The sequence below is a fragment of the Nocardioides sp. zg-1308 genome (assembly GCF_013155375.1).
Classification (GTDB): Bacteria; Actinomycetota; Actinomycetes; order Propionibacteriales; family Nocardioidaceae; genus Nocardioides; species Nocardioides renjunii.
This window is the reverse complement of record NZ_JABJQY010000003.1, coordinates 24,061-35,882: the sequence shown is the minus strand read 5'-3', so window position 1 is coordinate 35,882 and position 11,822 is coordinate 24,061. Positions and strand designations below refer to the sequence as shown.

At 73.1% G+C, this 11,822-nt stretch carries 14 protein-coding genes and 1 tRNA gene; 1 reads left to right on the top strand and 14 read right to left on the bottom strand.

Features of this window, described 5'->3' with window-relative positions; all coding sequences use genetic code 11:
• Window positions 1-341 precede the first annotated feature (341 nt).
• Both HN031_RS15035 and HN031_RS15030 read right to left on the bottom strand, forming a co-directional pair.
• Window positions 342-1,031, bottom strand: coding sequence for a GAF and ANTAR domain-containing protein (locus tag HN031_RS15035; protein WP_172271798.1), 690 nt, complete (start codon window positions 1,029-1,031; stop codon window positions 342-344).
• Between the two features lie 268 nt (window positions 1,032-1,299).
• A tRNA-Pro gene (locus HN031_RS15030) sits at window positions 1,300-1,373 on the bottom strand.
• 212 nt (window positions 1,374-1,585) lie between these two features.
• Here HN031_RS15030 and HN031_RS15025 point away from each other — a divergent pair.
• Window positions 1,586-2,263: a M23 family metallopeptidase gene (locus HN031_RS15025; protein ID WP_172271796.1), complete on the top strand. Its 678-nt coding sequence runs from the start codon at window positions 1,586-1,588 to the stop codon at window positions 2,261-2,263.
• A 16-nt stretch (window positions 2,264-2,279) separates the two neighbouring features.
• On the opposite strand, the gene der is transcribed toward HN031_RS15025, so the two are convergent.
• The 12 genes from der to HN031_RS14965 are packed head-to-tail and all read right to left on the bottom strand — an operon-like array spanning window position 2,280 to window position 11,700.
• The gene (gene der / locus HN031_RS15020) at window positions 2,280-3,635 is read right to left on the bottom strand and encodes a ribosome biogenesis GTPase Der (RefSeq protein ID WP_172271794.1); all 1,356 of its coding nucleotides are present in this window, start codon (window positions 3,633-3,635) and stop codon (window positions 2,280-2,282) included.
• Window positions 3,636-3,641: 6 nt separating this feature from the next.
• Window positions 3,642-4,403 (bottom strand): lysophospholipid acyltransferase family protein, encoded by a 762-nt coding sequence (locus HN031_RS15015; RefSeq protein ID WP_172271792.1) that lies wholly within the window; start codon window positions 4,401-4,403, stop codon window positions 3,642-3,644.
• Window positions 4,400-5,119 (bottom strand): (d)CMP kinase, encoded by a 720-nt coding sequence (cmk, locus tag HN031_RS15010; RefSeq protein ID WP_172271790.1) that lies wholly within the window; start codon window positions 5,117-5,119, stop codon window positions 4,400-4,402. Before cmk ends, HN031_RS15015 begins: the two co-directional genes overlap by 4 nt.
• A gap of 11 nt (window positions 5,120-5,130) precedes the next feature.
• Window positions 5,131-6,243, bottom strand: coding sequence for a prephenate dehydrogenase (locus tag HN031_RS15005; protein ID WP_172271788.1), 1,113 nt, complete (start codon window positions 6,241-6,243; stop codon window positions 5,131-5,133).
• Window positions 6,236-6,613 carry a chorismate mutase gene (gene aroH / locus HN031_RS15000; RefSeq protein ID WP_172271786.1) on the bottom strand — a complete coding sequence of 126 codons (378 nt, stop codon included), beginning with the start codon at window positions 6,611-6,613 and terminating at the stop codon, window positions 6,236-6,238. Before aroH ends, HN031_RS15005 begins: the two co-directional genes overlap by 8 nt.
• Window positions 6,614-6,669: 56 nt before the next feature.
• Window positions 6,670-7,062: a VOC family protein gene (locus HN031_RS14995; protein WP_172271784.1), complete on the bottom strand. Its 393-nt coding sequence runs from the start codon at window positions 7,060-7,062 to the stop codon at window positions 6,670-6,672.
• A gap of 27 nt (window positions 7,063-7,089) precedes the next feature.
• Entirely contained in the window at window positions 7,090-7,905 is an 816-nt protein-coding gene (locus HN031_RS14990) for an AraC family transcriptional regulator (protein WP_172271782.1), read from the bottom strand.
• A 19-nt stretch (window positions 7,906-7,924) separates the two neighbouring features.
• Window positions 7,925-8,728, bottom strand: coding sequence for a pseudouridine synthase (locus HN031_RS14985; RefSeq protein WP_367650780.1), 804 nt, complete (start codon window positions 8,726-8,728; stop codon window positions 7,925-7,927).
• A complete protein-coding gene (scpB, locus tag HN031_RS14980) occupies window positions 8,725-9,495 on the bottom strand; it encodes an SMC-Scp complex subunit ScpB (protein ID WP_216652494.1) in 771 nt (256 codons plus the stop codon). The genes HN031_RS14985 and scpB overlap by 4 nt, the downstream gene beginning before the upstream one ends.
• Window positions 9,492-10,421, bottom strand: coding sequence for a ScpA family protein (locus HN031_RS14975; protein ID WP_367650779.1), 930 nt, complete (start codon window positions 10,419-10,421; stop codon window positions 9,492-9,494). The genes scpB and HN031_RS14975 overlap by 4 nt, the downstream gene beginning before the upstream one ends.
• Window positions 10,418-10,798, bottom strand: a complete 381-nt coding sequence (locus tag HN031_RS21090; protein WP_367650778.1) for a hypothetical protein — start codon at window positions 10,796-10,798, stop codon at window positions 10,418-10,420. Before HN031_RS21090 ends, HN031_RS14975 begins: the two co-directional genes overlap by 4 nt.
• Complete coding sequence (locus tag HN031_RS14965; protein ID WP_367650777.1) at window positions 10,783-11,700, bottom strand: ParA family protein; 918 nt, start codon at window positions 11,698-11,700, stop codon at window positions 10,783-10,785. Before HN031_RS14965 ends, HN031_RS21090 begins: the two co-directional genes overlap by 16 nt.
• Window positions 11,701-11,822 lie beyond the last annotated feature (122 nt).

The following is an 11,822-nucleotide window of genomic DNA, read 5'->3' as shown; positions in this document are numbered from 1 at the left end:
ATTTTTTTGTGCACCGCCCCCCCCCCCACCCCCCCCCCCCCCCCCCCCCCCCGCGCGCCACTGGCCCACCGCCGCGGGGGGCGAGTTGCGGTCCACCGGACTGCTTCCCCAAACCCCGTCGACCTAGCACAGCCACAGGGCGCGCTGAACGCGTTCCGCGTGACACCCCCAGGATCAAAGCGGACACGAGCACTCGTCGGCAGATCGGATGCCCCCACTCATCGCGCGGTCGTGACGCTGTTCTCGGGCGCCGGAGCGCCTGGGCAGCGACGCGCCGGGGGCGATACCCAGGCGCCCTGGTGCCACCTCGAGCTGCGGGTCGCGCTGCTGGGACTTTGTCGTCAGCCAGGCAGCTGGCGGGTCTGCACAATCTCGGCAGCAACGTCGCGCACCTTGCGGTTGAGGTGCGAAGAGAGCCTGACGAGTACCGCGAATGCGGCGGGCTCTTCGAGTGAGAAGCGCTCCATGAGGATGCCCTGGGCGCGCGCGATCGTGCTCCGTGTGTCCAACGCCACGGAGAGGGTCTCGATCTGCTGGGCAGCTCTGATTGCCACCGAGACGTGGGCGGACAGGGCGAGTCCATACTCGTGGTCCTCCGTCCCGAACCCGTCGGCGGTGCGCGAGAAGAGGTTGAGTGCGCCCACGTTGTCCTCGTCGGTGAACAGCTGGAACGCCAGGACGCTCTTGAACCCGGTCTCCTCCACCACCTTCGGAGCCCAGGTCGGCCACCGAGGGGCATTCGCCAGGTCGGGAATGTAGACGGTCTGCGTCTCCTTGATCGCGTCCCAGCACGGCCCCTCCTTCAGCTCGACCTCGATCTCATCGACGCGCTTGGCGCCATCCCCGGTTGCCGAAAGGTTCTCGATCACCCCGCTGCCTCGCACGATCAGCAGCGCCGCCGCATCGCAACCGTCGATGTCTCGTACCGCCAGCTGAGTGGCCGTGTCCATCAAGTCGTCGCTCTTGCTCATGCTGCTCTGAAGCTCGCGCGCGGCATCTGCCATCAGCTCGGGCAGGGTTGGGTCAGACATGGCCGGGAGGTACCCCTTGATCGGCTTGTGCAGTCCCCGCCCGGCGCTCGGGCCGGTAGACAGGGCCGGTCGAAGCGCATGACATCACCGACCGGGGGGCGCCGGGCTGGCCGACTCTCACGCCCGACAGGGCGAGCTACCGGGCCGCTGGTTCGGCACGTGTGCCCCGCGCAGGTTTTCGGTGAGTTGAGGCGGGATCAGCCGAAATGGTTCACGTACGACAGTGGCCCCCGACCTGCGTTTCCGCAGGTCAGAGGCCACTTCTCGGTCGGGCTGACAGGATTTGAACCTGCGACCCCTTGACCCCCAGTCAAGTGCGCTACCAAGCTGCGCCACAGCCCGAATGCTCCCCGGCACGAGGCCTGCGGAGCGAGGGGAACACTACCGCAGCCCCTGCGGACGCACGGAATCGACCCGCCCACGTGCGTCCGCAACCGCGCTCGTTGCGCACGTTCGGGGGGTTCACATGGCCCGACCGGGTCATTCCGCGGCGATCGGCACCTGCCGCAGGCACAGGCGACGGACCATGGGTCCTCAACCTGTGGGGAGCCTCCGTGTCACACCTTCTGCGCCGTGCCGGCCTCGTGGTCGTCGTCGTCGCCGCGGCCGCGGGTCTCAGCCTCACCGCGCCCCGGGCCGACGCCGTCGCTCCCGAGACGGTGGTGCGCGAGGTGGCGGCCCCGCGGAGCGCCGCGCTCGACCTCGCCGAGCAGGTCCGCGAACGGCAGCAGACGCTGGCCACGCTCAACCGCCAGGCCGACGCGCGCGACCGGGCACTGCTGGGTCGCCAGGCCGTGCTCGCGACCTACGGCTATGTCGGCGACCCCGACGCGGCGCGCGTGGTGCTGCCGCTGGCGTCGTACGGCCTCTCGGCCGGCTTCGGACTGACCGGACCCCTCTGGGAGGCCGAGCACGGCGGCCAGGACTTCAGCGCCTCGGCGGGCGAGCCGCTCGTCGCGGTCGCGGCCGGAGAGGTCACCGACGTCGCGTACGCCGGCCCCTACGGGCTGCGCACGATCCTCACGCTGCCCGACGGCACCGAGGTCTGGTACTGCCACCAGACCGACGTCTCGGTGCAGGTCGGCCAGCTCGTCGACGTCGCCGAGGCCATCGGCACCGTCGGCTCGACCGGCAACTCCACCGGTCCGCACCTCCACCTGGAGGTGCGACCCGACGGCGCGGACCCGGTCGACCCGCTGGAATGGCTGGTCGAGGCCGGGCTCACGCCCTAGCGCCGCCCCCCACGCCTCAGCGCTTGCGCTTCTCGCGCGGCTTCTGGTTGATCACGATCGGCGTGCCGACGAAGCCGAACTCCTCGCGCAGCCGGCGCTCGATGAAGCGCTCGTAGGCCGCGTCGAGCTTGCCGCTGGTGAACAGCACGAAGGTCGGCGGAGCCGTGGACGGCTGGGTCGCGAAGAGGATCTTGGGCTGCTTGCCGCTGCGCACCGGGTGCGGGTGCTCGGCGACGAGGCGGCCGAGGAAGGTGTTGAGCGCACCGGTGCCGATGCGCGTCTCCCAGCCCTCGAGCGCCTTGTCGATCGCCGGCACGAGCCGGTCGACGTGCCAGCCGGTGCGGGCGGTGAAGTTGATCCGCGGCGCCCACTTCAGCTGCACGAGGTCGCGCTCGATCTCGCGCTCGAGGTAGTAGCGGCGCTCCTCGTCGACGAGGTCCCACTTGTTGAACGCGATCACCATCGCCCGACCGGCGTCGCGGATCGTCTGGATGATGCGCATGTCCTGCTCGGAGACCGTCTCGCTGGCGTCGAGCACCAGCACGGCGACCTCGGCCCGGTCGATCGCGGTCGTGGTGCGCAGGGAGGCGTAGTACTCGTGGCCCGAGGCCTGGTTGACGCGCTTGCGGATGCCGGCGGTGTCGATGAAGCGCCAGGTGCGCTCGCCGAGGGTGATCAGCTCGTCGACGGGGTCGACGGTGGTGCCGGCCGCGTTGTCGACGACGACCCGGTCCTCCTGGGCGAGCATGTTGAGCAGCGAGGACTTGCCGACGTTGGGCTTGCCGACGATCGCGATGCGCCGCGGGCCGCCCACCTCCTCGAACGACTCGGCGGGGGTCTCCGGCAGCGCCTCCAGGATCGCGTCGAGCATGTCTCCCGAGCCACGACCGTGCAGCGCGGAGACGGGCCACGGCTCCCCCAGCCCGAGGTTCCACAGCCCGTAGGCCTCGGCCTCGGTGCGCTGGTCGTCGACCTTGTTGGCGGCCAGCACGACCGGCTTGCCGGACGCCCGCAGGATGCGTACGACGGCCTCGTCGGCGTCGGTGATCCCGACGGTCGCGTCGACGACGAACAGCACGGCGTCGGCCAGCGAGACCGCCACCTCGGCCTGGCCGGCGATCCGCTCGGCCAGCCCGCGCGCGTCGGGGTCCCAGCCGCCGGTGTCGACGACGGTGAAGGCGCGTCCGTTCCAGTTGGCGTCGTAGGAGACGCGGTCGCGGGTCACGCCCGGGCGGTCCTCCACCACGGCCTCGCGCCGACCGATGATCCGGTTGACGAGGGTGGACTTGCCCACGTTGGGACGGCCCACCACGGCCAGGACGGGCGTCGGGCCGGACTCGGCCTCGACGGCGACGGTGTCGTACTCACTCATGCGTGATCACAGCTCTCTACGGTGCTCGACGAGCCCGGTGTCGGGGTCGTCCTCGGATTGTCCCGCAGGAAGGGGCCCGGGCAAGGATCGGCGCGTCTGCGAGAGGGCGCTGTCCAGCTCGGACAGCATGTGTCCCCTCAACAACACCGACGTGGCACCCACCTGTTCCCGGGTGCGCGGCCAGGGCTGCTGTGTCGTGTGCCACGGCCGTCCGAAGACGACGTCGATCGCTCCCCCGCGCTCGGGCAGGGCGTTGCTGCCGCCGCCCGGCGGGCGGGTGCCGATCATCGTGACCGGCACGACCGGCGCCCCCGAGACGAGGGCGAGGTAGGCGGCGCCGTGGTGGAACCGGTGCAGCTCCCCGTCGCCGCGCGTGCCCTCCGGGAAGATGCCGACCACTCCCCCGTCCCGCAGGACCCGCAGGCACGAGCGGACGGCACCGGGGTCGGGGTGGTAGCGGTCCAGCGGCACCTGCCCGGTCCGGCGCAGGAACCCGCCGAGCCGGCCCTCGAACATCTCCAGCTTGGTCAGCGCGTGCACCGGCCGCGGCGCGAGGACCGCCAGGAGCGGGCCGTCGATGATCCCGACGTGGTTGGCGGCGAGGATCACGCCGCCGCGCGGCGGAACGCGGTCGTCCCCGTGGACCCGCACCCGCCAGCGGCGACGTACGAGCCAGCCGGCGGGCGGCCGCAGCGCGCGCAGCAGCCGGGTGGCGGGGTGCTGCTCGCTGCTGCGCGGCAGGTCAGCGGGGACCTCGGTCCCCGTCACGAGCCCTCCCGGGCCTCCGGTGCGACCTCGGCTCCCGCGCGGGCGGCCAGGTCGACGATCGTGTCGATCACCTCGGCGAGGGTGAGGTGGGTGCTGTCGACGTGGACGGCGCCCTCGGCCATGGTCAGCGGGGCGGTGGCGCGGCCGGAGTCGATGCGGTCCCGCTCGAGCAGCGACTGCTGCGTGCTGGCCACGTCGGTGCCGCCCTGCTCCGCCGTACGCCGCTGGGCGCGCGCGTCCGGGTCAGCGCTCAGGTAGACCTTGACCCCCGCCTGCGGCCAGACCACCGAGCCGATGTCGCGACCCTCGACCACGATCCCTCCGTCGCCGATGACCTCGCGCTGCAGCTCGAGCAGCCGCGCGCGGACCTCCGGCACCGCGCTCACCGGGCTGACGGCGGCGTTGACCTCGTCGCGGCGGATCTCGATCGAGACGTCGGCGCCGTCGACGGTGATGGTGGGGGCCACCGGGTCGGTGCCCGACTCGATGCGCGGGCGTCCGGCGGCGGCCGTCACGGCGGCCACGTCCCGTACGTCGACGCCCTCGCGGAGCAGCCACCAGGTCATCGCGCGGAACATCGCACCCGTGTCGAGGTAGCGCAGCCCGAGGCGGGCGGCCACGCCGCGCGACGTGCTCGACTTCCCCGAGCCGGAGGTGCCGTCGACGGCGATGACGAGACGGTCCCCATCGAGGGAGGTGCTGTCGGCAGGAGTCACGGGCGAGAAGATTACCGGTGGGTCGTCCAGCCGCGGGACTCGAGAGCCGCGAGCAGCCGATCGGCGCTGCCGCGGTCGACGACCAGCTCGGTGAGACCGACGGGCCGTGCCGGGTCGTGGTCGATGTGGACGTCCTCGATGTTGACCCCGATCTCGCCGGCGTCGCCGAAGAGGCGGGCGAGCTCGCCCGGGTGGTCGGGGACCGCGACGAAGACCGAGCGCGTCGGCCGCGCCGGACCGCCGTGCTTGCCGGGGATCGCGGCCGTGCCGGCGTTGCCGCGGGCCAGGATCTCGACCAGGTCCGGCCCGCTCCCCGTGACGGGACCGGACTCGGCGGACGGAGCGGCGACCGCCGTCATCAGGGCGTCCAGGTCGGTGCGGACCTCCGCGAGCAGGTCGAGCACGGCCGACGCGTTGGCCTCGAGGATCTGCTGCCACAGGGCGGGGTCGCTCGCCGCCACGCGGGTCACGTCACGCACCCCCTGGCCCGACAGCGCCAGGTGCTCGGCCGGCGCGGCGGCCAGCCGGCCGGCGACCAGCACCGCGGCCAGGTGCGGCAGGTGCGAGATGCGCGCGACGGCACGGTCGTGCTCCTCCGGCGACATGCGGATCGGCGCTGCCCCGCACTCGAGGACGAGGGACTCGACCAGGCCGACGGCGTCGGGGTCGGCCGCCGCGTGCGGCGTCACGGCCCACGGACGGCCGTCGAAGAGCGCGGCACTGGCGGCCAGCGGCCCGGAGCGCTCGCTGCCCGCCATCGGGTGCGAGCCGACGTAGCGGGCCAGCTCCCCCGGGCCCACGCGCGCGGCGACCGACGCGAGCGGCGCGGCCTTGACGCTGCCGACGTCGGTGACGACCGCGTCGGTGCGGTGCAGCGCGTCGACGACGGCCTCCGCCACGGCGGCCGGCGGCACGGCCACGACGACCAGCTGCGGCCGGTCGTCGGGCGTCGCTGCCCGGCCGGCGCCGAGCCCGTGGGCGGTGCGGAGGTGCTCGACGGAGGTGTCGCGGAGGACGACGTCGAGGCCGAGGCGGCGGCAGACGAGGGCGACCGACGCGCCGATCAGTCCGGCGCCGACGACCTCGACCGGCCCGACGAGGGCCGGCAGGGCGTCGTCAGTCATGGCTGGTCGTCCGGCTCAGGTCGCGGCGGAGGTTGGCCGCACCGTGCAGGTAGACGTGGGTCACGTCGGCCCGCGGCAGGTCGGTCTCGACGTGCGCCATCAGCCGCACGACCCGCGGCATCGACCCCTCGATCTCCAGCTCGCGCGCACACACGAGCGGGACGTCGGAGAAACCGAGCTGGCGGGCGGCGTACGCCGGGAACTCGCTGGTGAGGTCGCTGGTCGCCGTGAAGATGATTGAGATGAAGTCGTCCACCTCGAGGTCGTTGGCCGCCATCACGTCGGTCACGAGCTCGGCCACCCGGTCGAGCATGTGCTCGCGGGTGTCCTCCTCGAGCTGGGTCGCCCCACGCACTGCCCTCACTGCCACGGGAGGAGCCTAGGCCAGCCCGCCGGGGCGTCCGCGCCGCGTCTCGCCCGTCGACGTCAGGCGGGCTGGTAGGTCCCGAAGGACCAGTGGTTGCCCTCCAGGTCGGTCACGCTGCCCCCGCGCCCCCCGTAGTCGTGCTCGACCATGGGTCTCACCACGGTGGCCCCGGCGGCGACGGCCGCATCGAGGACCGCGTCCGGGTCGGGGGTGACGAGGTACGCCGCCGCCGGCCCGGTGCCGGTGATGGCGCTGTCCTCGCGGTCGGTGCCGAACATGATGCCGCCGCCGCCTGGCCACGCCCACTCGGCGTGCACGACGACGGAGGCGTCCTGCTCGTCGCGGTAGGTCGCGTGCTCGGTGAAGCCGATGGCGCGCAGCCACGCCATCATGGCGTCGGCGTCGCGCACCGAGAACGTGTGCCACAGGGTGGTGCTGGAGACGTCGGTCATGGGTCCTCCTCGTCGGGGTGGTGGCCCTCAGCCTCGCTCGGCCCGGCGGTCGGTGGCTTGGACGTTCGGGAACTCCTGCCGCACCCACTCCGTCGGGCTGCACCCGGCGAGCTCGGCCCACTCACGCGCCAGGTGTGCCTGGTCGGCGTAGCCGGACGCCGCCGCGACCGCGGCCACCGACACCCCTCCGGTGAGCGCCGCGTCCCGCATCCGCGCGTGGGCACCGCCGAACCTGGCCAGCCGCTGGTAGACCTTGGGGGCCACGCCGAGCTCGTCGCGGACCAGGGTGGACAGCCGCCGGCGGCTGTAGCCGACCTCCGCGGCCGTGTCCGCGACGGGTGTGCCGCGGGTCAGCAGGGCCATCGCGCGGGCCACCTCGGGCCGGGGTCCGGGCCGCTCGTGGCGGCGCAGCGCCTGCAGCAGCGCCCCCTCCAGCAGGTCGAGCCGTGCGCGCCACGTGGTCCGCTCCCCCAGCTGGGTGGGGAGGTCGCCGAACCCGGGGTCGACGTCGGGCAGCTCGGCCAGCTGCCCCGCGAGCGCCGCGGCGGGCACTCCCCACAGCGCGCGGGCTCCGGCCGGCGTGAGCGCGAGCTGGATGCCCCGCTGCCGCACGCCGTGGTGCACGGCGGCGGCGCGCGTGTGCAGCCCCGACACCGACGTCCAGCCGGAGGTCCGGGTCTCCGGGGCGGCGTCCCACGACACCGCGAGCGGCTCGTCGAGCGGCAGCACCCACGTCAGCTCGGTCGACGGCATCCCGATGTGGATCCCCGAGCCGTCGAAGGCGACGTCGTACGCCACCAGCGAGCGGACGTAGGGCGCCAGCGCGGGGTGCACGGTGGCCATGGCGCCACCGTACGCCCGCTCAGAGCTCGGCGCTGTCCATCAGCTCGCCGAGCTCGGCCACCGTCAGCTCGCGCATGTCGCCGGACCGGAGCCTGGCCAGCGTGACCGGCCCGATCGAGGTGCGGGTCAGGCGGCGGACAGGGTGCCCGACGTGGTCGAGCAGCCGGCGCACGATGCGGTTGCGGCCCTCGTGGATGGTGAGCTCGACGAGCGAGCGGTTGCCGCCCTCGCGGCGGGGGTCGCCGCCCAGCACCCGCGCCTCGGTCACCGTCACCGGGCCGTCGTCGAGCTCCACGCCCGCGAGCAGCCGGCGGATGGTGCGCAGGTGCACCTCGCCCTCGACCTCGGCGACGTAGGTCTTGTCGACCTCGTGCGAGGGGTGGGCCAGGCGCTGGGCGAAGTCCCCGTCGTTGGTGAGGATGATGAGGCCCTCGGTGTCGGTGTCGAGCCGTCCGACGTGGAAGAGGCGCTCGGGACGGCCGGCGACGAGGTCGCCGAGCGAGCGACGTCCCTCGGGGTCGCTCATGGTGGACACGACGCCGCGGGGCTTGTTGAGGACGAGGTAGACCTTGTCGCTGATCGGCGGCAGCCGCTTGCCCTCGACGCGGATCACCGCCGTCCGCGGGTCCACCTTCGTCCCCAGACGGGTGACGACCTCGCCGTCCACCTCGACGAGCCCGTCGAGCATCAGCTCCTCGCACTTGCGGCGGCTGGCCACCCCCGACTGCGCGAGCAGCTTCTGCAGCCGGATCAGGCCGTCCTCGTCGGTCGCCGGCCGCTGCGAGGACGGCTGGTCGTTGTCGGGTGCGTCGTGGGGCTTCACGTGACCTCGGTCCCGCCGTCGGGCTCGGTGCCGGCACCGCTGTGCGGCGAGCTGTGGGGGTGGTGGGTGGGGACCTCAGGAGCGGCGGCGGGCTCAGGAGTCGGCTCGGGAGTCGGCTCGGGAGTCGGCTCGTCGAGTCCGGCGACGCTGGCCAGCTCGTCCTCGAGGTCGTCCATGTCGGGCAGGTACGGCGCGAGCTCGGGCAGCTCGTCGAGCGAGGTGATCCCGATGCGCTCGAGGAAGTAGGAGGTGGTGCGGTAGAGGTGGGCGCCGCTCTGCTCGTCGTGACCCGCCTCCTCGACGAGTCCGCGGGACAGCAGGGTCCGCATCACCCCGTCGACGCTCACGCCGCGGATGGCGGAGACGCGGGCGCGGGAGACGGGCTGCTTGTAGGCCACGACCGACAGCGTCTCCAGCGCGGCCTGGGTGAGCCGGGCCTGCTGTCCCTCGAGGACGAACGACTCCACCACGCCGGCGAACTCCGGTCGCGAGTAGAAGCGCCAGCCGCCGGCCACGGACCGCAGGTCGAAGCCGCGGCCCTGCTCGGCGTACTCCGCGGCCAGCTGCACGAGCGCCTGCTCCACGTCGGTGACCGGGTGGCCGACGACGGACGCGAGCCGGACGGTGCCCAGCGGCTCGTCGGAGACCATGAGGATCGCCTCGAGCGCCGGCCGCAGCTCGGCGACCGCCACCGCGAGCGTGTCGACGGCGTCCTCGGTGACCGGCTGGTCGGACGGCTGGTCCGTCGTCACCTCGGCCTCGCTCACTGGTCCTCCTGCTGGTCGTCTGCTGCGCCGGCCGCGGGTGCGGGCGGCAGGGGGACATCCTCGTCCGCGTCGGGCGCCCCGTCGAACTCGTCGGTGATCTCGACGTCGCCGTCCTCGTCGCCGGTCCAGCGGACGGTGAGCTCGCCGAGGGGGGTCACCTGGTCGAACGACACCGCTCCTTCGCGGAACAGCTCGAGGAGGGAGAGGAACCGCGCCACGGTCGTGAGCCGGTCGGGCGAGTCGCCGCACAGCGCCCGGAAGGTCATGGTGCCGCTGCGGCGCAGCCGGTCCACCACGATCTGGCCCTGCTCGCGGACGCTGACCTTGGCGGCGTGGATGTGCTGCAGCGACACCTCGAGGACCGGCTTGGGCTCGAGCGCGCGTGCCGCGAGCCGGGCGAACTCGTCGAGGCCCATCCCGATGAGCACCTCGGGCAGGAGGGTGGCGAAGCGCTCCTCCAGACCGACCGCGCGGGGGTGGCTCCGCGACTCCGCGGCCAGGCGCTCCTCCATGATGGAAGCGACCTGCTTGAACGCGCGATACTGCATGAGCCGGGCGAAGAGCAGGTCGCGGGCCTCGAGCAGCGCCAGGTCCTCCTCGTCCTCGACGTCGCCCTGCGGCAGCAGCCGGGCCGCCTTGAGGTCGAGCAGCGTCGCGGCGACGACCAGGAACGAGGTGGTCTGCTCGAGGTCCCAGGCGCCGCCGAGGTTCTTCACGTGGGCGATGAACTCGTCGGTGACCTGGGACAGCGCGACCTCGGTGATGTCGAGCTTGTGCTTGGCGATCAGCCCGAGCAGCAGGTCGAACGGCCCCTCGAAGTTGTCGAGGCGTACGGCGAAGGCCGGGGTCTCGCCGCCCGGCTCGAGCCCGGCGCCGGGGGCGAGGTCCGGACCGGGGCTGCTGGCCAGCTGGGGTGTGGCGCTCACTCGTCCAGCAGTCGCTGGACCAGGGCGCTGTCGGCGCCCTGGGTCTCGAGGTCGGCGAGCACGAGCGCGAGCGCCTCCCGCACCAGGCGGCCGCGGTCCACGGCGAGGCCGTGGCGACGCAGGGTCAGCCGGGCGTGCTCGATGTCGAGCAGCTCGTCGGCGGTCACGTAGACGGTCATCTTCTCGTCGTGGCGCACCCGCCCGCTGGGCCGCTTGGGCCCGGTGGGCTCCACCACCTCGACCGCGACCTCGGCGTCGTCGGCGACCGCGCGGACGCGGCGCGGCCGCTGCTCGGTGGCCGGCGGGGCGGCGGTGGTCGCTTCGGTCGTCGGCCGGAACAGGTCGTCCGCGGCCGGCATGCTCACTCGGCGGGCCACCGGGTCAGCACCTCCCTCGCGAGCTGGCGGTAGGCGTCGGCGCCGGTCGACGACGAGGCGTACGAGGTGATCGGCTCGCCGGCGACAGTGGCGTCGGAGAACTTCACCGTCCGGCGGATGACGGTGTGGAACACCTTGTCCCCCCACGCCGAGACGAGCCGCTCCATGACCTCGCGGCTGTGGAGCGTGCGCCCGTCGAACATCGTGCCGAGGACCCCGTCGATCTCCAGCTTGGGGTTGAGCCGCTCGCGGACCTTGTCGATCGTGGTCTTGAGCAGCGCCACGCCCCGCAGCGCGAAGTACTCGCACTCCAGCGGGACGATCACGCCGTCGGAGGCCGTGAGCGCGTTGACGGTGAGCAGGCCGAGCGAGGGCTGGCAGTCGATCAGGATGATGTCGTAGTCGGCCAGCGCGGGAGCCAGGACCCGCTGGAGGGTCTGCTCACGCGCCACCTCGTGCACGAGCTGCACCTCGGCGGCCGACAGGTCGATGTTGGAGGGCAGCAGGTCCATGCCCTCGATGCCCGAGGGGACCACGACGTCGTCGAGCGTCGTCTCGCGGTCCATCAGGAGGTTGTAGATGGTTAGGTCCATCTCGTGCGGGTTGAGCCCGAGCCCCACCGACAGCGAGCCCTGCGGGTCGAAGTCGACGAGCAGCACCCGGCGGCCGGTCTCGGCGAGGGAGGCACCCAGGTTGATGGTGGTGGTGGTCTTGCCGACCCCGCCCTTCTGGTTGCACATCGAGACGACGCGGGCGCCGCCGTGCTCGGTCACCGCCGCGGGCTCCGGGAAGACCGGCATCGGGCGTCCCGTCGGGCCGATCGTCACCTCCGCCGGGGACTCGACCGTCGCCTGCGCGGCAGGCGCGACGACGGGGCGTTCGAAGGGCAGGGGCTGGGTCACGGTGTGCTCGTCTCGGGGGGAAGGACGCGACTGGGCGGGTGGCTGGGGTTGGGGAGGTCGGACGAGCGGCGGCATCTCGGAGGCACTGCTGCCCGCGTTCGAACCGGGGAACCCCGCACCGC

What these genes read in the sequence shown, in the direction of transcription:
- HN031_RS15035 (WP_172271798.1), bottom strand. Translation starts at nt 1,031, where the DNA reads ATGTCTGACCCAACCCTGCCCGAGCTGATGGCAGATGCCGCGCGCGAG.
- der (WP_172271794.1), bottom strand. Translation starts at nt 3,635, where the DNA reads ATGAGTGAGTACGACACCGTCGCCGTCGAGGCCGAGTCCGGCCCGACG.
- HN031_RS15005 (WP_172271788.1), bottom strand. Translation starts at nt 6,243, where the DNA reads ATGACTGACGACGCCCTGCCGGCCCTCGTCGGGCCGGTCGAGGTCGTC.
- HN031_RS14995 (WP_172271784.1), bottom strand. Translation starts at nt 7,062, where the DNA reads ATGACCGACGTCTCCAGCACCACCCTGTGGCACACGTTCTCGGTGCGC.
- HN031_RS14990 (WP_172271782.1), bottom strand. Translation starts at nt 7,905, where the DNA reads ATGGCCACCGTGCACCCCGCGCTGGCGCCCTACGTCCGCTCGCTGGTG.